The sequence below is a fragment of the Rhizobium mongolense subsp. loessense genome (assembly GCF_900099775.1).
In the GTDB taxonomy this organism is placed as follows: Bacteria; Pseudomonadota; Alphaproteobacteria; order Rhizobiales; family Rhizobiaceae; genus Rhizobium; species Rhizobium loessense.
Genome location: NZ_FMTM01000014.1, coordinates 111,060 through 130,887, shown reverse-complemented (window position 1 = coordinate 130,887; position 19,828 = coordinate 111,060). Strand labels below are relative to the sequence as shown.

Here is a 19,828-nt window from a genome sequence, read left to right as displayed (position 1 = left end):
CTGCACTATCGACTTGCTTTCCTATGCCACTGTCGGAAACGATCAGCTTCCAATCCGGCCCCCTGATCTCATAGGTAACGAGGATCACGGCGTCCGCCTTGGCGACAGGGAAGGCGTATTTTATCGCGTTGATCACGAGCTCGGTGACGATCAGGCCGAGGCCGACGGCCTTGTCGGACCCGATCCTTCCTTCGTCCGCTATCACGTTGATCGTAATGGGCTGGCTTTCGCCGATCATCGATGATGCCAGGCTTTCGCAAAGCTTCGTCAGGTAGGATCCGACCTCGATCTGGTCGATGCCAGATACGTGGAGGTGCCTTTGCACCTCGGCGACCGACATTACGCGCTGGTGGGCATCCCGCAAGTCGCGCCGTGTTTCCTCGGACGTGACCGCCCGCGCTTTCAACAGTAATATGCTGGCGATGATCTGGAGACTATTGGCAACGCGGTGCTGCATTTCCTGCAGCAGGATTTCCTTCTGGTGTAACAGCTGCTCTGTTTGCTTAAGGAGCTCTTCCTTTTCCCACTCGATCTTGCGGCGCTCCGTGATGTCGGTGAATGCCAGGAGGATCGTCGAGCGGGAGCTATCTCCGTAGGTGACCTGTCGGGCGTTGAGCAGCATGATCCGGCGGCCGAGATCGGGAAAATCATGCGCAACCTCAAAGCCCTCCATCGAGGCATGTTCGGGAATGATGGTCTCAAGTACAACGCGCAAGGCGGGAATATCCCATTGACCGCCACCGAGGGCGTAAAGCAGACGCCCTCTTGTATGTTCGGGATCGAACTTGAACGTCTCATGAAAAGAACGGCTGGCAGCCAGCACACGAAACTGGTCGTCGAGCACAATAAAGGGCTCTGGAATGCTATTCACAATTGCTTGCGCCAACGTCTGCGCGTCTTCAATATTTTGAAAATCGATCATGGGCTGCGGATCACTTGTTCGCAATGAGGGTTCGATTTTCAACGCATAGTATACTCCTCCCCGCTAAATGTCGCCGCTTAGCTAAGCTCTGGACGAGATGCCATATCGGGTCGGCGCTTCTGGGATTGTCGCCAGAATTGTCGCGCGGATTGTCCCGGTGAGGCCCAACACGCCGACATCTCCGCTGGCTGCATACTGCGTCGTTCGCTGATAATCTGGCCGGAAGCAACGGGAAAGATTGGGCATGATACCTCTCGGCAAGCCAATCGAACAAATTCTGGGGGTCGGCGCCCTTCTTCTCCTTGCGTTCGGCTGCGCTCTCGTGCTTCAGCCATTCCTCTCAGCCATCCTATGGGCAGCGGTGATCTGTTTCTCGACATGGCCGGTCTACAGGAGGTGCGAGCGGGCAGTCGGTGGCAATAAAAGCGTGGCCGCCGCCATGATGACGTTGCTGGTCGCCCTCGTTCTGGTCGCACCGTTCGCCGTAATGGTGCCGACATTGACGGACAGCGTAGGCAACCTGCTCGTGGCGATGAACCAGATTCTCGAGCAAGGCCCTCCCACGCCGCCGCGCTGGGTTGCAGGACTCCCGGTAATCGGCGAGAACCTGGCTGCCTATTGGGAGAGCTTGGCCCACAATGCGCCCGCGTTCACCATTGAACTCAAGAAGCTGATCGGCCCCGCCACAAACTTGGCAGTAGCCAGCGGGGCGGTGCTCGGCGCCGGGCTCCTCGAACTAGGGCTGAGCGTATTCATCGCCTTTTTCTTCTTCCTTCACGGCCGGCGGATGGCGGCCCACGTGCGCGCAGTCGGCGAAAGATTCGCCGGGCCTCGGGCTCGAGAGCTGCTTGTGGTCGTGGGCGCGACTGTCAAGGGCGTCATTTACGGCTTGATCGGCACGGCACTCGCCCAGGCCCTCTTAGCCGGTATTGGTTTCTGGATCGCCGGTGTACCTCAGGCGCTGCTGCTTGGTTTCCTCACGTTCGTCCTGTCGTTTGTGCCGGTCGGCCCACCGCTTGTATGGGGGTCGGTGGCGCTATGGTTCCTTGTCCAGGGAGCCATTTGGTGGAGCATCTTCGTGGCAACGTGGGGCTTGCTCCTCGTCAGCAGCGTCGACAACGTCATCAGACCCTACCTCCTCGGCAAGACCAACAACCTGCCCGTGTTGCTCGGCCTTTTCGGGCTCCTGGGCGGTGTCATCGCCTTTGGTTTCATCGGCATCTTTCTTGGACCAACGCTGCTGGCGGTCGCCTACAGCCTCTTCCGTGAGTGGACCATGGCCGAAGTCGAGGAACGCAGCCATCCCACCCCGCCTTCCGCCTCCGACTGAGCGAATTTCGATGAGAGTTTAACCGACACCTCACCTCTGTCTCGGGTCCAAGAAAGCGCCAGGATAGCAGGAACTCATTGCTGGCGGTGGCTCCGGAATAGGGCGGCCCGTTGCGGTGTTGTTTCGCACGAGGCGCGAACGTGGCCATCGCTCATCGACATCGTCATTGGCGATGGGGTGATCCGCGCCGGAGCTGAGGTCGACAAGCCTCATCTTGTTCGGGTGATCCGCGCGGTGCGAACCACATGTCCGGTCGGGTGTGAAAGTGTTTCTGGCAAGCCATCCCGTCGAGTTCTGCAAAGGTCCGGATAGCCCTTTGTCGCTGGTGCGCGACGCTGGCAATGTTCCTTTCAGTCGCTCGCTTTACGCCGCAAGGGCTTCCCACCCCATCTGGAGCGTGTCCATGTGGTGATTGAACCAGATGGGCTCCCCAAGCATGCCGTCAAGCAGAAGATCCTGATTGGTGTCGATAAGACCGGGCCAACCGCCTTCACTTCCCCATCAGACGCCATGCTGCGATGGCAATTTTTTTCGCCACGCCTTTCTCGATGGTGAGCACGCTATCGAAGAAATCGACGCCGCTCGCTGATTGTATGGGCGAAACGTCATGCATGACGGCGATAACTGTCGCCTCTCGACAATGATCCTTAATTGCGTGGAGGAAGGCATGCACCGCCTGGGTATCGAGTGCGCTCGTTGCCTCGTCAAGGAACAGAAGTCCCGGCCGCAGCAGAAGGATTCTGGCAAGGACGAGCTTCTGCTTCTGGCCTCCGGACAGAAGCTGATCCCAGCTCTGGCCGTCCCGGCCATCCCTTGAGAGTTCTTCGATGAACTCGCCGAGCCCCGCCTTGTGCAACGCCGCCGCGACACTCGTGTCCGGGTGCTCGTCGACCGAGTCCGGAAGGCAGACAAGATCTTTCAAGGACACTGCCTGGAGCCTGACGTCCTGAGCGGCATAGAGGCTTCTCACATGCCTTGGCGTCATGATCGCGCCGCGGCCGTGCGCCCAAAGGCCGTTTATCGCCTTGAGAAGCGAAGTCTTGCCGCTACCTGAGCCGCCAACAACCAAAGTCCACTCGCCTGGCAGGAAGTGCAGCTCGTCGGCAGCCAGAAAAGGAAGATCGACGCCTGCATGCAGGAGTTCGATCTGCTGAACAGTGAGGCCGAGCGCAGGGTCCTGCTTGGTGTATTGGAATTCGTAGGGGCCGGTGCGCGCGTAAAACTCCTGCGGCCGTTGAACGCTTTCGATCGCTTCTGCGAGATCGGTTATTCGGCGAGCATTCGCCCTGAGCGTCGCAATGTCGGGCATGACGTGAATGAACCACGAGCATTCATTGATGAGTGCAGTCGCGAGTTCGGCACCAGTGACATAGTGCTGCAGGCTGATCTTGTTGTCCACGTAGGGGAGTAGGCCGGGTGCGTAAGCGACAATCCGCGAACCGATGAAATTGTGGACCAGCTCGAATCCCATGTAACCGGCAGTAACGCGGTTCTGGCTGGCCCAGGTTTGGTCAATGTCGATGTACCGGCGCTTGTTGACGGCTTTCTGGGCTCTTTCGCCATGGAGGACCGCAACATGGAAACTACGGTGCAGGAGTGTGTTCAATTCGGTGCGGTAGCTGCCTTCCGCCCATTGCATACGCACGGACAGACGCTGGAGAATCCCGCCCAGCTTCGCTGCGATGAAGGTGTTTAGCGGCACATAAATCGCAATCGCCGCGAAAGCCAGACACGCGCTTCCATAACGGCCCAGGAACTCGAGCCCTCTGACCTCGCTCGACGTCTCAACGAGCTTGCTACCCACGAAGCCAAGGGACAGCACGACGCCTGCGATGCCCATCGCGAGTCCGATAGCACCCCCGGTCATGCCTTTGATCGATTCCTGGATGCGTTGGTCGACATTGTCCGGAGCGAAAATAGCGGATCCGGCCGGGTCGGATCCGATTTGCTGTAGATGGAAATGCGTATGGTTGGAATCGAGCAGTGCTTCGTTGAAGCATCGGTCGAGCCACTCACGCCACTTGCGGTGGAGCGTGGTCGAAAAGAAATGGCGGACTGCTGTGAAACCTGCGTCCCTCATGATCGCGATCGCGGCTAGCGTCGCCGCAGTGGTCAGCAGCGCTGTGGGCGTGGTAGGCGTTGTTGGATGGTGGAAGTAGGCTATCCGGTTGACCAGTTCGCCCGAGGTGACGGCGAACCAGACGCTGGCCTTGGCGGACAATGCCGTGAGGACCAGAATAGCAAGTGTCAGTCCCCAAGCCTCCCGCCAGCTTTGCGAAAGCCAATAGGCGCTCATCAGGCCCCAGAAGCTGCGCATCGAGGAAACAGGGCTTGTGTGGCGCCGCGTTTCACGGCCGAGCATCCACTTGATCAATGCACCTTTTCGGTGAACATCATTCCGCATCGCGAGTTCAACTTTCCAGACCGATGCAAGCAGAATTGGGGGCAAGTATCGGGGTTGTCAAATTAGGATAGCCTCAGGCGAGTGCTGAGCTTTGAGGTGGAGCAACGAGGATAGACTGTTGATCAACGATGTCGTTTGGCATTTAATCGGGGTCTTCCTCACATCGTGTGGTTAACAGACCGTTAGCAATGACGCCGATATGGCTGGCATGCGAACGAAATCGAAATGGTCGCCCGGTCCGGGCATTAAAGTGCAGAGCGTCGTATCCAGCGATGAATGCAAATAAGTTGTGTCTGCGTGCGGGCCAGCGTCTGCCATATGCCCAGATTGCCGGCATCAAAGCAGAAGTCGGCACGGCTGGTCCTACCGCAGTCTTCAGGACCTGCCGACCCAAGGCAATGAACGCTTTCATCTCATGCAAAATCTGCGTCTCGCAAGTGAGGAACAGATGAGCCTCTCCGGCCGCGCTACAGGCAGAGCATTGTTGCCCGACGTGGAAATCGAGATTGATCATCCCGATCGAATCTCGGATGACCAACTCCTTGAAACGCCGAGGCGCAATCAGCTTCGCCGGGCACATCGACAGTCCCGGAAGGATGTTTTCGAGACAGTACACGCCTTGAGCAAACAAGGTCTGTCGGGCTCGGAAATTGCACGTCGCACAGGGTATGGCCGACGCAGCATCGCGAAATGGCTGACTTTCGCGACGCCACCCGATCGACGCAGGGGCGCGCTGCAGCCGACATCTCCTCTATACTTCGAGGCTTTTCTCACCCAGTGTTGGAAGGATGGTAACCGCCGTGGGCGGCACTTGTTTCACGACATCAAGCACCGGGGCGGCAGCTTCTTCAATCTCGAACGCCTCCTGGGAACTGGCGCCGAGCCGAGAGGCCGGATGATGCGGTACCGGCTCGGCAATAAATCAGGCACGGAAAGTCGATGCCCTCAAACAGGGATCACCAACGTTTGCTGTTTTGCGCAGTTTTTCCAAGCGATTTCGCGGTATGTTTCGTAGTCGAACTTCGACGAAACTCGACGAATAGATCGATGATGCCATTCAGTCCGGGCTCGCCTCCTTGGCCCGTTTTGCTCGCGTCCTGCGCCGTGAACGCCGTCTGTAACGACATCGACCTGCCCTGGAGCAATGGTCAGGCAGAAGGTCAGATCAACCGACTGAAGACGATTAAGCGCGTAATGTATGGCGGAGCAGGCCCAGAGCTTCTCAGAGCGCGGATGATGCCGATGAAAGTGATAGATCTCCACACAAAGTGGGGAAGAGCCCAATAAAGTGCCTGTCGGCACAGATTAGGCGATCTCTGGAGAGCATTTCTGATGCTTTTCAATCCCGCTCCGGAATTTAGCTTCACCGGACAAATCGTGAACCCGGATGAGACTTGATGAACCTTGGTGGTGGTCGTGCAGCTCGTGCGACTGAAATGACGAGGACTGAGCAGGGTCATAGGTGTAAGCTGAATGTCCTGAACCTGTGGGACAGTGCATCAGAACAACCGTATTCGACCATGTCAGATGGATGCTAGGTCATGCCCGACATCGGAGATTGGCTTGCCAGCATTAGGCTTGAGCGGTATCGCCAAACCTTCTTGGAAAATGGCATCGATCTCGATGTCGTCGACGATCTCACCGATGTCGACCTGAAGGAGCTCGGACTGTCCCTTGGTGACCGCAAGCGGTTTCTCAGGGCGGCCGCGGCCCTAGCTCACCAGTCGCCTCCTGCGGCGACACCGCACCCCTCGGTGTCCCCGATCCACAGCGAGGCGGAACGGCGACAGCTTACGGTAATGTTCTGCGATCTCGTTGGATCGACAGCACTCTCCACACGTCTCGATCCAGAAGACCTCCGGCAGTCGATCGTCGCGTACCATTCTTGCGCCACCCAGATCGTCGGCCGGTACGACGGCTTCGTTGCCAAGTATATGGGCGACGGCGTCCTCGTATACTTCGGCTATCCTCAGGCTCACGAGGAGGAAGCCGAGCGGGCCGTGAGGGCCGGCCTAGCGGTTGTTGAGGCAGTCGACCGGCTGGATGCGGCAGGCGAACGCTTAGCAGTTCGCATCGGAATTGCCACTGGCCTGGTTGTGGTGGGTGACATCATTGGCGCCGGTGAGGCCGAGGAACGTAGCGTGGTGGGTGAGACGCCGAACCTAGCGGCCCGCCTGCAGGCGCTGGCCGAGCCCGGCACAGTCGTCATTGCGGAAGCGACGCGCGCGCTGCTGCGGGGCCAGTTCAAGCTAGAAAGCCTCGGGGTGCGGCCGATCAAGGGATTTGCAGAGGCGGTTGAGGCCTTTCGGGTGCTCGGCGAAGTGCGGAGCGAGGACCGCTTCGAGGCCGGTCACGCGACTGTGCTACCGTTGGTCGGCCGAGATCAGGAGCTCGCACTGCTGGTTGATCGCTGGACTCTGGCCAAGGCCACCGAAGGTCAGGTCGTCCTGCTCGAGGGCGAGGCCGGAATCGGCAAGTCGCGTCTTGCGCTGGCACTTCGCGAGCGCATCTTCAGGGAGCCGCATCTGTTGCGCCGTTACTTCGCCTCACCCTACCACATCAACAGCGCGCTTCGTCCGGTAATTGCCCAGCTCGAACAGGCAGCGGGCTTTGAACGCGGTGATTCATCGGCCGTCAAGCTCGCCAAGCTCCAGGCACTGCTCGCGGAACAGGTGGGTGAGGTGAGCGAAGCTATCCCATTGCTGGCAGAGCTTCTCGGAATCCCAAGCAGCAGCCGCTATCCAAGACTGAATCTTGCGCCCCAGCAGCGCAAGAATCTCACCTTCGAAGTGCTCGTCGCCGAGCTTGCCAGACTGGCTGCGGAGCAGCCGGTGCTCATGATACTTGAGGATGCGCACTGGCTGGACGCGAGCAGCCTTGAGCTGTTCGGCTTGTTCGTGGACCGCATCCAGCAGCTCTCGGTGCTGCTGGTCATTACCTACAGGCCCGAGTTCGTGCCGCCTTGGCGTAGTTACCCGCACGTAACAAAGGTGGTCTTGAATCGTCTCGACCGGGTGCAAGCTCAATTGCTGGTCGAACGGATGACCGGTGGAAAGCTCTTGCCTCTCGGAGTGCTCGATTACATCGTGGCCAACACCGATGGCGTGCCGCTGTACCTTGAGGAGTTGGCGAAAGCCATGCTCGAATCTAGCCTATTGGGAGTGGCCGGCGATCAATTTGGACTGCCTGCACCTATACCGCCGCTGGCGATCCCGGGAACGCTCCACGACTCGCTCATGGCCCGCCTCGACCGCCTCGGCGGGGCCAAGGTGGTCGCCCAGATCGGCGCCTGCATTGGGCGCGAGTTCTCCTATGAGTTGATTGCAGCGTTGGGCGTGCTCGATGAGCCTGAGCTGCAGCAGGGACTCGATCAACTGGTTGGTACTGAGCTGGTTTTTCGGCGCGGAAGTCCCCCTAAAGCGATCTACAGCTTCAAGCACGCGCTTGTTCGCGATACCGCATATCAGTCCCTCCTCAAGAGCCGTCGCCGGGAGCTCCATCGTCGTATTGCCCAGGTCATCGAAGAGCGAGCTCCACACGTCGTGGCCGCCGAGCCGGAGGTCTTAGCGTATCATCTCACGGAGGCCGGACAGCTACCGCAAGCGGTCATGTTCTGGCACCGTGCCGGCGAGCACGCCAATGACCGGGCGGCGAATGCCGAGGCCGCCGGCCACTTGGCCAAGGGCCTCGATCTGCTCACTCAGATGCCCGAGAGCCCGGAGCGCCTCGAGCATGAGCTGACATTGTTGACCACTCTGGGGCAAGTGCTTACCGCTGCGAAGGGCTATGGCCACCCGGAGGTCGAGCGTGTCTACAACCGTGCTCGCAACCTGACGGAGCGGGTCCAAGATACGCCCAGGCTGTTCCCGGTGCTTCTCGGCCTCACCATCAACCATGCAGTGCGGTCTGAGCTTTCCGCGGCGCGGGGCCTTGGCGAACGGCTCTTGGCGTTGGCGCAGCAAGCCTCGGATCCCGTGCTCATGGTGGAAGCGTCCTACGCGCTGGGCATCACCTGCTCCTGGCTTGGCGAATTCGCCTCGGCATGGCAGCACCTCGAACGCGGGATCAACCAGTACGACATCGCCCAGCACCAGGCGCATCTGGCGCTTTATGGACAGGATGGAGGACCGATCTGCCTGTGCCGCGGCGCCATGGCGCTGTGGTATCTCGGCTACGACGACCGGGCGCTGGAGCTGATGGACGAGGCGCTGGCCATTACTGCGAAGCTCGGACATTTGTTCAGCCGCGCCTATGTCCTAACATGGGCGGCGATTCTGCACGTGCATCGACGGGACGTCGCGAAGGCGCAAGAGGCGGCGGAGTTGGCGTCAGCCTTCGCGGCCGAACACGGATTTCCATTCTGGCGAACCCAGGGGGTCTTCCTGCAGGGGTGGGCACTGGCCGAGCGGGGCCAAGTCACGACAGGCATCGAGCGGTTGCGAGAAGGGCTGGCCGGCATGCAGGCGATCGGGTCACGAATGACCGAGCCTTGGGCGATGGGCTTACTCGCGAAAGCCTATGGCAAGGTCGATCGTTTTGCTGAGGGCGACACCTTGGTTGCCGAGGCGATTACCATTGTCGCGCGCACTCGTAACCGCTGGTGCGAGGCGGAGTTGCATCGGCTCAAGGGCGAACTCATATCATCGCGCTCGGAGCGCGATCCTGCCGAAATCGAGGCATGCTTTCGCCGTGCCCTTGACGTCGCCCGCATGCAGGATGCCAAGATGTGGGAACTGCGCTCGGCGGTGAGTTTGGCCCGGCTTTGGCGAGCACAGGGTCTTAGGACGCAGGTTTGCGAGTTGCTCATGCCGCTCCTAGGCTGTTTCTCGGAGGGCCACGGGACGCACGATCTTCAGGACGCCCAAGCGGTCCTTGAGAGCTGCGGAGGTAAATTGAGCACCTGAACACGAAGCGCTGTTTTAACGCCACGTTGAAGGAATGCCTAGATCGGCGAGTAGGGCTTCGGCACGCGGTGCGAGAGTCGGCACTACAGAAGCATGACGTTGACCACCGCCCTTCTCGACTGGCTGACGCATCACTGCGAGATCGTAGACCCGGAAACGAACAAAACTTGACGCTTCAAGAACCGCTCGCAAGGCTAAAACCGGTATCTTCCATCACCCGTACTTGGCCGGCCCTCTGCGACCGCGGCCAGCGCCGGGCGGGCCAACTGCTGATCCGCAAATGCGCATGGGGTGTCATATTGTATGCCAGCGTCAAAAAGAGCTATGACGCCAACCATGCCGAGATTCTCATCCGCCGCATGATCCTCCGGGCGCGCAAAAATTTGCAAATTATCACTGGTTGCGGGGGCTCGCAAACAACGATTCCTGCGATTGGTCCAACGGCACGTACCAAAGCTGGCACGTAACAATCATTACTCGCCTTGATGGGAATCGAACCATCGACACGCGCCCAGATTCCCTAAGCGATTGAAACATTGAAATATTCAGCACAGCGGAATATCCGCTGCGGCACAAGCACCCTTATGGAACTGCGAAGTGATTCACCGGAATGAAGCCCTGACAAGCCCTACACAAGCTCTGGAACAGCATGGCCGGAATGGCTCCATGACCGGCAAGAGCGACGTCGGCATGAAACTCACTGTCGGCAGGGTTTCGGTCGTTCTACAGGACTATATTAACAGGACATACGCGGGAGGACGCCGTTGGCATCGGCTAGCTAAGATGAGCACGTCGCGCGCCGGTCGCTCTGTCGAGACGAAGCTGGTTGCTTAATCGCGCAGTCTGCTTGCCTCGCTCGACTATGACCCGCGGACAGCCGAAAAATCTATGTCGGGATTCCGCGACATGCGTAGAACCCGCACGGCAAATTCCGGACCAGCCGTTTCTTCAGTGGATTTTCGGCGCCAAGCTTCGTTCGGTGACAGATGCTCTTCGGCAGAGGGACGTGTCTTCGTCTATCCATGTGCAAAAGCCGGCCGAAACGGCATACCCATACGAGGCCGTCGGCGCTTCATAGCGAACGGTTTCTTCGAGGCTTTCTTGTAGCGGAGAAAGAGAACATTTGACTGAAAAGTAGTCGGGTTACCATCCCGGTGGCTTTTCAGTTGCTCAGTTTCCTTCGGCCCACGTCCCAATCAACATTGTCATGAAGCGCTCGGCCGCGGGCGAAAGCGTCCCACCGCGACGACGCACAATGCCGATCGTTCGTGAGATTTGAGGATTGCGAATAGGTCTCGTGACGAGGAACGGGTGCTCTTCCTGTGGTGTAGCGAGTTTTGGCAGAACCGAAATTCCAAGCCCGGCTTCCACCAAACCAAGCGATGTCGAAAGATGTGTGACTTCATAGGACCAACGCAGTTTCAGGTTCGATTTCGCCAACGCGGCGTCAAGAAGCGTACGGTTGCCGCTGGACCGGTGAACTGTGATCAGTTGATAGGGCGCCAGATCGTCCCATTCGAGTTCGCTCTTCGCTGCCAGCGGATGATCCTTGCGTGCCGCCAGCACGAATGGATCTTCGATGAGCCTGTCAAAGATGAGGTCGGGATCTGAAAAGCCCATGATATTGATGCCGAACTCTACTTCCCCACGGGCGACTGCCTGCAGACCGTCGGTGGCCGGCAGATCGAGAATGCGAAACCGGATATTCGGATACTCGGCGCTGAATTGCTTGATGACGGTCGGCAAGAAATAGAAAGCAGCGGTCGGCAGGCACGCGATCGTCACAAGACCGCTGCGCTGTGACCCGACGTCGCGCACCGCAAACAGCGACGTGTCGAACTCCTCAAGCATTCGCCTTACCAACGGGATCAGCTCCGCGCCAAGGGCGGTTGTCGAGACATGACGCGTCGTGCGCTCGAGCAAGGGCGCCCCGATTGCCAGCTCCAGCTTCTGAATTCGACGGCTCAGTGCCGGCTGTGACAGATTGAGCGCTTCCGCAGAGCGGTGGAAGTTTTCCAGTTCGACGACCGCTAGAAACGCCCGGAGATCCAGTATCTCGCAATTAATGCTCATAACGCATCATTCCTTCTGATATTCGCATTTCACATATCAATCTTTTTGCCGCTTACTGCAACAAAGAAGCTGATTGATCAGTAAATCACATCAGTATGCGGACACAACCATGAACGACCTGATTTCCATTCCCTGTGTTCTGATGCGAGGCGGCACCTCTAAAGGACCGTTCTTTCTCGCATCCGATCTTCCATCGGATTCGCGTCAACGCGATCAGGTTCTGCTTTCGGTCATGGGGTCTGGTCATCCTCTGCAGATTGACGGTATCGGCGGCGGCAACCCCGTCACCAGCAAGGTTGCCATCGTCGGTCCGGCAACCGTGTCCGATGCGGATGTGGATTATCTGTTCGCCCAGGTCCGCATCGATCAACAGTTCGTGGATACCTCACCTAACTGTGGAAATATGCTGGCGGCCGTCGGGCCGTTCGCGATCGAGGCCGGCTTAGTCAAGGCGGCGACGGGCGTAACCCGCGTGCGCATTCACAACGTCAATACCGGCAAACTCATCGAAGCGGAGGTTCCGACCCCCGATGGCCGCGTGGCCTATATGGGAGATGCCTCGATCGACGGCGTGCCCGGCAATGCTGCGCCGATCGCACTGACCTTCATGGACGCGGCCGGGGCACGCACCGGCAAGCTTTTTCCCACCGGCAACCCGCGCGACAGCATCGACGGCATCGACGTCACTTGCATCGATTGCGCGATGCCGATGATGCTGCTCGAGGCCGCCGCCCTCGGCGTCACTGGCAATGAACCAACGGCCGAGCTCAATGCCAACGGTGCATTGCTCCAGCGGCTCGAAACTCTGAGGCTCGAAGCCGGCCGGCGGATGGGTATGGGTGACGTTAGCAATCAGGTCACGCCCAAACCAGTGTTGATCTCCAGGCCCAACAAGGGCGGAGATCTCGGCGTGCGCTATTTCATGCCGCACCAGTGCCACCCGTCTCTCGCAACGACCGGCGCGGTTGGAATTGCCACGGCCTGCATCAGCGACGGAACCGTCGCTGCGCAACTGATCGGCGACCGCAAGCCGCCGGTCGTCCTCGTTCTGGAACATCCAAGCGGTCGTTTGGAAGTAAAACTGGATACCCGCGACGGCAAGACAGTTGCCGGAATCCTGCGGACGGCCCGCCGCCTTTTCGAGGGCCGGGTCTTTGCAAAACCTATCGTGCAAATGGTTTGCGCGGCATAATCGAAAGTGGTTGCCGGGAGGGCGCCACGCATCAGGGAGGAATAAACATGCGTAAACTCATACTCGCCCTTGCGGCAACGGTCGCTTTGGCCGGTTCGGCTTTTGCGGAACCCGTCCGCATCAGCGTCGGATCCTACAACCTCAACAACCTGCCCTTCCCGGTCGCAGCTGGCCTCGGTCTTTACGAGAAGGAAGGTCTTGAGGTGACCGTCGAAAACTTCGCCTCTGGCGGCTCCAAGACGCTGCAGGCGCTTGTTGCCGGCTCCACGGATATCGCTGTCGGCTTCTACGACCATACGATCCAGATGCAGTCGCAGAACAAGGCGGTGGTCGGCTTTGTCCAGCTTGCGCGCAATTCTGGCCTGGTTCTGGCCGGCGGGAAAAACTCATCCTTCGATCCGACCAAGCCGGAAACGATCAAGGGCGCGAAGATCGGCATCACCGCACCGGGATCATCTTCCGACTTCTTCGTGCGCTACTACCTGCAGCGCAACAATCTTTCGGCCGACGACATCTCGCTGATCGGCGTCGGTTCCGGCGCGGCCGCAGTCGCGGCGCTCGAGCAAGGGAAAGTCGATCTTCTGGTCAACTACGATCCCGCGGCGACCTTTATCGAGGCCAAGGGTGTCGGCAAGATTTTGATCGACGCCCGCAGCGACGAGGGTGCCAAGGAGATCTATGGCGGAATCTATCCGACCTCCGTCCTCTATGCGACCCAGGCCTATATCGATGAGAACCCGGAAACCATCCAGAAGGTCACGAACGCGACCGTCAAGGCACTGGCGTGGATGAACACACACAGCGCTGAAGAGATTGTCGAAAAACTGCCGAAAGAATTCATCTCCGGCGACCGGGATACCTATGTGAAGGCCGTCCAGAATGCCAAACCGATTTTCTCGGTGGACGGCAAATTCAGCGAGACCGACACGCAGACGCCGTTGGCCGTTCTGAAGAGCTTCAACGAAAAGGTTGCTGCCGCAACAATCGATCTTTCCAAAACCTACACGAACGCTTTCGTGGACAAGGTAACGGATAAGACCACCAACTGATCCTAGGAGGAGGCCATGTCTTTGGCTGTCGTAAACCCCATGCCTATCCCGACGGGACAGCAAAACGCAAAGTCGATGGTATCGATCGACGCCGTGACAATGTCGTTTGGTTCCTATGTCGCGGTGCAGGACGTCAACCTAAAGGTTGCCGATGGCGAGTTTCTCGCCATCGTCGGCCCGACCGGTTGCGGAAAGAGCACCATTTTGAACGCGATCGCAGGGCTTTTGAAACCCGCAAGCGGAACCGTGACGATCGACGGCACGCCGGTAAAGGGCGTCCAGAACGACATCGGCTATCTCTTCCAGCAGGACGCGCTGCTTCCGTGGAAGACATCCATCGAGAATGTTGAGCTCGGCCTGATGTTCAAAGGTGTTGGCGCCACTGAGCGCCGCGAGCGTTCGATGAGCTGGCTTGCCAAGGTCGGGCTGAAGGGCTTCGAACACCGCTATCCGCATCAACTATCCGGTGGCCAGCGCAAACGTGTCCAGATGGCGCAAGCCCTCATTGCCGGTCCGAAGGTGATCCTGATGGACGAGCCCTTCTCCGCGCTCGACATCCACACGCGGCACCTCATGCAGAATGAGTTGCTGCGCCTTTGGCAGGAAGAACGTCGCGCCGTGGTCATGATTACGCACGACCTTGAAGAGGCAATCGCGCTGGGAGACCGCGTCGCCATTCTGGCCGCCGGCCCTCGTTCGCGGGTCATCGAAAGTTTCCCAGTCGGTCTCGAGCGGCCACGGGATGTGGCAGAGATCAAACTCGATCCACGCTTTATGGATCTCTATCGCAATATCTGGGCTTCCCTGCGCGGCGAAGTGGAGAAAAGCTATGAACGTCGTGACTGAACGCATTATCCAGCTCGGTATGCTGGTTTTTATCCTCGGCGGCTGGCAGCTCGGCGTGACCGCCGGCTTCATCGATGTCTTCTTCTTTCCAGCCCCGCTGGATATCTTCAACCAAATCGTCAGCTGGATCGTTGACCCGGGCTTTTACAAGCACGTCTCGATAACCCTGACGGAAACAGTGCTCGGTTACATCATCGGCACGGGCCTTGGCGTCGCAGCCGGTGTATGGCTCGGTCTTAGCCGCAGTGCGGCACGGATTTTGGACCCCTTCATCAAGGGCCTGAACGCCATTCCGCGCGTCGTGCTTGCCCCAATTTTCGTGCTTTGGCTTGGTCTCGGCCTATGGTCGAAGGTAGCGCTCGCAGTAACGCTTGTCTTCTTCATTACCTTCTTCAACGCCATGCAGGGCGTGCGCGAAGTCAATCCGGTCGTCCTCGCAAACGCAAGGATCCTCGGGGCCAAACGTTCCGATCTGTTGCGGCATGTCTATTTTCCGGCGGCGGCCAGCTGGATTTTGTCCTCCCTTCGCACGTCAGTCGGCTTCGCTGTGGTCGGCGCCATCATTGGCGAATATCTCGGCTCCTCTGCGGGGCTCGGTTATCTGATAGCGCAGGCGGAAGGCAACTTCGACGCGGTCGGCGTGTTTGCCGGCATCATCATCCTGGCCATGTTCGTACTCATCATCGACCGAATTCTCGATGTTCTGGAAGGCCGGCTCATCAAGTGGAGACCGAACACCGCAGAAGAAAGAGCGGCGTAACTAATCGGATCAGTTTCCATGTGAGTTCGGATTGGGGTGCCACCATCGGCACCCCGTTCTTTTTGGTGGCAGCGATCCCGAAACGAAGTTCAGCAATTGTTATCGCGGGGAGGAACAGTGTCTCGATGGCTTCGGCGTCCATCCACCCGATCACTGCCCGTCAGGAACCGGTTTCCACGGCTCCGATATCACATTGATATCCAGCAAGATCATTCGAAAGTCATCGGCGGGCGCTTTATCGCGATTTTGCTGCAGGGCTTCAACGTCGCGGTCGGAAAGCTCAGCGTCACGACCTATGGCCGCGAGTAAGGAGCCGAGTTTCACGCGTTCAGATGGCCTCGACAATGTCACGGACTTCGGCCCCGGTGCTTCGGCCATGGTGAGCTGCTCGCACCCGTAGGGCGCGATGCGTTTCATGAGAAAGATTGCGAATAGTGATCACCCTTCTAGAAACGATGACTTTTATATCGAAATACACCCAATTTCGAGAGGGCCAGATGTGCGACCCTATCAAATTCGATCACGTTGAAGTTGAAATTCCGCTGGTGGAGCATTGCATCCGTTCAGTTGGCCGCGCACAGCGTTCCGATCTTTCACATCCTCGACCGCCAAGACTGAGCCATTCGGCTGCACGTCCAGCAGGTCACTCGTGCGCAAGCAACGTCTTTCCCGATGCGAATTGGCGATCGTAGAAAATCCCCACTGACAGAACCACGCCGGCGATCAGGACGACTACCCCAGTCACTTCGATCGGGGTTGGCCAACGGGCATGCACAACAAGCCCTCCTATTACTCCGAAGGCTGTCTCCGAGACGATCAACTGCGCGGCCAGTGCGACAGGCAAGCTCCGGGATGCAATGTTCCAGGCCCAGACGCCGCCCACAGTGGCCAGCAACGCGAAAGATGCGCCCCAAACATATAATCTGCCAGCAGCGCTCCAGCCGAAACCCAATGTTGGAAGACGGAAGAGGTCCATTGCGGCACCGAGGGGATAGAAGGCCAGCATCAAGACGCCGCCTCCGACCAGTATCAGCGCCGACCACACACCAGAGGGCATTTCCGGTCGGGCGTCGAGTGCAGCCTGATTGGCGAGGGCGAACCACACCCAAAGTCCCACGGCAGCGAGCGCCAGCGGCGCGCCGACCCACAACGATTCGACAGAGTTCAATCCTTCGGCCGTGAAGGCCGTGCCATTGATGAGGACAAGGCCGGCCAGCACCAGCGCCAGAGGTAACATAAGGGACCGCCACGGCAATGATCCCTGACGGTGATTGCCAATGACCATCAACACGATCGGCACCAGGCCGAGAAAGGCCGGAGCGATAACCGGGCCGGCAAAGACGGCCGCTCCCGTAACCGTCAGGAAGTAACCGACATATCCGACGAAGGCGAGCCAGATGGCCTCTAGGCAGTTCCAAAGTGTGAGATGGCGCACTATGCGCTTCTCAGAAACCAGAATGTAAACCCCGACGAGAGCTGAGACAACATGACGGATGAGGGCAAAATCAAAGGTGGAATAGTCACCGATGATGAAGGGGACAACGAAGTTGAGCGAAAAGGCAAAGGCCGCAAAGAGAGCGGCTGACACACCAACATAGAAGACTCTGTCCATCATCTTCACCCTTTCGAAGTTGCGTCACTGAACCTTTGATCTCCGGTGACGCCGACAGTGTCGGTTTAGCGACCAAGCGAAACCCTTGATCGAATGGGCGGAAATTACTGGCCGCGAGCCTTGGTCGGTACCCAGCGAAAATGAGAACCACCCTCTCGGAGGCTGAACTGAACGGCAGGCTTATGAAAGTGCGACGCTCTCGATCCTCCGTTTCGTGATCTTCATCGGGTCGCAGAAGATCCGCAACGCTTCGAAACAGACATCGCGCTATCGTCGGGACGCGATTTGCGCAGACGCGCCGTACTGCCTATTCAACAGAGCCGATTTCTCATATCCTCAACATCGAGGTTTCTAACACGCTCGACGCCCCGCTCCCAGTTCCAGGCGGTCGCGTAAGGGAGGCGGGCAATGGACGGGATGCCGAAGGAAGAAACGCTCGATCCTTCCGATTGGTCGGAGGTCGAGACCCTGTCGCATCGCATCGTCAGCGATGCGATCGGCTATCTCCGCGACGTGCGCGACCGGCCGGCCTGGCGGGCCATGCCCGCGGACGTGCGGGACATCTTCCGCACCCCCCTGCCGACCGGCGCCACGCCGCTCGGCGAGGTCTATCGCACGGTGGCCGATGCCGTGATGGCCTATCCAATGGGCAATATTCACCCGCGGTTCTGGGCCTGGTACATGGGCTCCGGCAATTTCACTGGCGCGCTCGGCGATTTCCTGGCCGCGATCCAGGGCTCCAACGTCGGCGGCGGCAACCATGCTGCAGCCCTCGTCGATGGACAGGTCGTCAACTGGTGCAAGGAGATGCTGGGCTTTCCGGCGGAGGCCAGCGGCACGCTGGTCAGCGGCGGCTCGATGGCGAACCTTATCGGGTTGACCGTCGCGCGCAATGTCAAGGCCGGCGTGGACGTTCGCGAGCATGGCGTCGCGGCAATGCCGCAGCCGCTACGCTTTTACGGATCGGACCAGATCCACGGGTGCCACCGCAAGGCCATTGAGGCGCTCGGCCTCGGCAACGGCGCATTGAGGCGCGTCGGCACCGACGCAGCGCTCCGGATCGATATCGCGGAGCTTGAAGCGGCGATCGCGCAGGATCGCGCGCAGGGCATCCGCCCCGCCTGCATCATCGCGAATGCGGGAACGGTCAATACGGGCGCGATCGACGACCTTCCTGCGCTCGCCGACCTTGCGGCACGCGAAGGGCTCTGGCTGCATGTGGACGGCTGTGTCGGCGCGCTCATCGCGATCGCGCCGGAAAACCGGCATCTGGTCTCTGGCATCGAGCGTGCCGATTCCGTGGCCCTGGACCCGCACAAGCTGCTGCATGCTCCGTTCGAAGCGGGCTGTGCGCTGGTCCGCAATGCGGCCGCACACCGCGGCGCCTTCGCGACGACGGCCGAGTATCTCGAAACCGCGCCGCGCGGCCTGGCGGCGGGAGTTTGGCTGCACGATTACGGTTTGCAGACCTCGCGCGGTTTCCGGGCCCTGAAGGTATGGATGGCGCTGAAGGAGCATGGCGTCGCGAAATTCGGGCGCCTGATAGACCAGGCCATCGCGCAGGCTCGCCATCTCGCACAACGGATCGAAGCCGAGCCGATGCTGGAACTGGTTGCCCCAACCTTTGTCAACATCGTGTGCTTCCGCTACCGGCCACACGATGCCGATGCGCCCCGGCGAAAGGAAATCAACGTCGAGATCATGCTGCGGCTACAGGAACAAGGCATCGCCGTCGTCTCCGACACGACCGTTCACGGCGAGCATTGCCTACGCGCCGCGATCGCCAACCACCGTACACGGCATGAGGATCTGGAACTTTTCGTGCGGGAGGTAATCCGCATTGGCGATCACCTGCACGCAGCAACCTCTTGAGAGGAGTTTCAGATGCGAGCTTCAAGCTCGTCCACCGGGATGATGCGCGCATCCCTGCCGGCGAGCTTGTATTTTTCGTGCTCCGGAAGGAGGCGATCCTGCCGGAAGACCTCATAGCGATGCTCGAGACACTTGGCCGGCCTTCGCAACCGCGCCGTACTGCTCATCGGCTTTGCCAGCGTTCGAAGATCACCGGGCTCGATCTTGGTCGCGACCAGACGGAGGCGGGCGCGGCTGGATCGAGATTTTTTGCTGGAAAGGCGTCCTTCTAGAAAGCCGATGGCGAGAGGAAAACGCGCATTGAAATGACCCGTTGCGACGATGCCTGCCTGTTCGGCAGACAAGAGATGTGGCGCGGGAAGCGGTTGATTATCGACTTCATAAATAACGATGCCATCTCGCCGGATGTCTGAGAAAAAATGCTGTCCGCGGTGCAGAGCGTCGCCGACCTCACGACGGGAATGGATGATTGGATTGACCAAGGTCTTGATACCACGGTCACGCATCAACCGATCCTTGGCGGCATACCAATATTCGGGGTCGGTCAGCTTCTTCGTATTGACGATAATGGGGGTATCGTAGTCGGACCGATAACCCTTCATCGTATGCGGTTCATTGACCCAGGTGCCGCGGCCATAGACCCGAAGAGAATGACCTTCCAGATGCGGCCCTTCTTTTTGAATTCCGCCTCCCCACCCTTCAACGCGTTTTCGAATTCCTCGTGAATGATCTCGACAACACGCGCCAGTTCGCGCTGCTTCTTTTCCGGAAGATGATCGAGGCTCGACTTCGTCAAGGCACTCCCGTTGAATCGCTTTCTTAGCGCAGCCAACGCCTCGACCATTCTTCTTCACACCAGCATTG

At 59.1% G+C, this 19,828-nt stretch carries 12 protein-coding genes and 4 pseudogenes; 9 read left to right on the top strand and 7 right to left on the bottom strand.

The window, feature by feature from the left end; genetic code table 11:
• A partial coding sequence (locus tag BLP23_RS29165; protein ID WP_092588199.1) for a sensor histidine kinase occupies positions 1-922 on the bottom strand: 922 nt, incomplete at its 3' end.
• Positions 923-1,166: 244 nt separating this feature from the next.
• Between BLP23_RS29165 and BLP23_RS29160 the strand changes: the two genes are divergently transcribed.
• A complete protein-coding gene (locus BLP23_RS29160; protein WP_092588198.1) occupies positions 1,167-2,252 on the top strand; it encodes an AI-2E family transporter in 1,086 nt (361 codons plus the stop codon).
• A gap of 490 nt (positions 2,253-2,742) precedes the next feature.
• Here BLP23_RS29160 and BLP23_RS29155 read toward each other — a convergent pair whose 3' ends face one another.
• Complete coding sequence (locus BLP23_RS29155; RefSeq protein ID WP_092588214.1) at positions 2,743-4,569, bottom strand: ABC transporter ATP-binding protein/permease; 1,827 nt, start codon at positions 4,567-4,569, stop codon at positions 2,743-2,745.
• Positions 4,570-5,221: 652 nt separating this feature from the next.
• Between BLP23_RS29155 and BLP23_RS35405 the strand changes: the two are divergent.
• The 3 genes and pseudogenes from BLP23_RS35405 to BLP23_RS29140 all read left to right on the top strand — a co-directional run.
• Positions 5,222-5,943 (top strand): annotated as a pseudogene (locus tag BLP23_RS35405) (transposase); the annotation flags it as partial.
• A 254-nt stretch (positions 5,944-6,197) separates the two neighbouring features.
• Positions 6,198-9,560, top strand: a complete 3,363-nt coding sequence (locus BLP23_RS29145; RefSeq protein ID WP_092588197.1) for an adenylate/guanylate cyclase domain-containing protein — start codon at positions 6,198-6,200, stop codon at positions 9,558-9,560.
• Positions 9,561-9,727: 167 nt separating this feature from the next.
• Positions 9,728-10,027 (top strand): hypothetical protein, encoded by a 300-nt coding sequence (locus tag BLP23_RS29140; RefSeq protein ID WP_092588196.1) that lies wholly within the window; start codon positions 9,728-9,730, stop codon positions 10,025-10,027.
• 703 nt (positions 10,028-10,730) lie between these two features.
• Here BLP23_RS29140 and BLP23_RS29135 read toward each other — a convergent pair.
• Entirely contained in the window at positions 10,731-11,633 is a 903-nt protein-coding gene (locus BLP23_RS29135) for a LysR family transcriptional regulator (protein WP_092588195.1), read from the bottom strand.
• A 109-nt stretch (positions 11,634-11,742) separates the two neighbouring features.
• Here BLP23_RS29135 and BLP23_RS29130 point away from each other — a divergent pair, with 109 nt between their 5' ends.
• The 4 genes from BLP23_RS29130 to BLP23_RS29115 are packed head-to-tail and all read left to right on the top strand — an operon-like array spanning position 11,743 to position 15,480.
• Positions 11,743-12,825 (top strand): 4-oxalomesaconate tautomerase, encoded by a 1,083-nt coding sequence (locus BLP23_RS29130; RefSeq protein WP_092588194.1) that lies wholly within the window; start codon positions 11,743-11,745, stop codon positions 12,823-12,825.
• Between the two features lie 47 nt (positions 12,826-12,872).
• Positions 12,873-13,874 carry an ABC transporter substrate-binding protein gene (locus tag BLP23_RS29125; RefSeq protein ID WP_092588193.1) on the top strand — a complete coding sequence of 334 codons (1,002 nt, stop codon included), beginning with the start codon at positions 12,873-12,875 and terminating at the stop codon, positions 13,872-13,874.
• 15 nt (positions 13,875-13,889) lie between these two features.
• Positions 13,890-14,720 (top strand): ABC transporter ATP-binding protein, encoded by an 831-nt coding sequence (locus BLP23_RS29120; RefSeq protein WP_092588192.1) that lies wholly within the window; start codon positions 13,890-13,892, stop codon positions 14,718-14,720.
• Positions 14,704-15,480 carry an ABC transporter permease gene (locus BLP23_RS29115; RefSeq protein WP_092588191.1) on the top strand — a complete coding sequence of 259 codons (777 nt, stop codon included), beginning with the start codon at positions 14,704-14,706 and terminating at the stop codon, positions 15,478-15,480. The genes BLP23_RS29120 and BLP23_RS29115 overlap by 17 nt, the downstream gene beginning before the upstream one ends.
• 67 nt (positions 15,481-15,547) lie before the next feature.
• Here the strand turns inward: BLP23_RS29115 and BLP23_RS29110 are convergent.
• The 3 genes and pseudogenes from BLP23_RS29110 to BLP23_RS29100 all read right to left on the bottom strand — a co-directional run.
• A pseudogene (locus BLP23_RS29110) lies at positions 15,548-15,693 on the bottom strand (VapC toxin family PIN domain ribonuclease); the annotation flags it as partial.
• Between the two features lie 9 nt (positions 15,694-15,702).
• A pseudogene (locus BLP23_RS29105) lies at positions 15,703-15,937 on the bottom strand (FitA-like ribbon-helix-helix domain-containing protein); the annotation flags it as partial.
• A 186-nt stretch (positions 15,938-16,123) separates the two neighbouring features.
• Positions 16,124-17,092 carry a DMT family transporter gene (locus tag BLP23_RS29100; protein ID WP_139187135.1) on the bottom strand — a complete coding sequence of 323 codons (969 nt, stop codon included), beginning with the start codon at positions 17,090-17,092 and terminating at the stop codon, positions 16,124-16,126.
• 408 nt (positions 17,093-17,500) lie between these two features.
• Between BLP23_RS29100 and BLP23_RS29095 the strand changes: the two genes are divergently transcribed.
• A complete protein-coding gene (locus BLP23_RS29095; protein ID WP_092588190.1) occupies positions 17,501-18,964 on the top strand; it encodes a pyridoxal phosphate-dependent decarboxylase family protein in 1,464 nt (487 codons plus the stop codon).
• Positions 18,965-19,230: 266 nt separating this feature from the next.
• Here the strand turns inward: BLP23_RS29095 and BLP23_RS34780 are convergent.
• Positions 19,231-19,808 (bottom strand): annotated as a pseudogene (locus BLP23_RS34780) (nucleotidyltransferase); the annotation flags it as partial.
• Positions 19,809-19,828 lie beyond the last annotated feature (20 nt).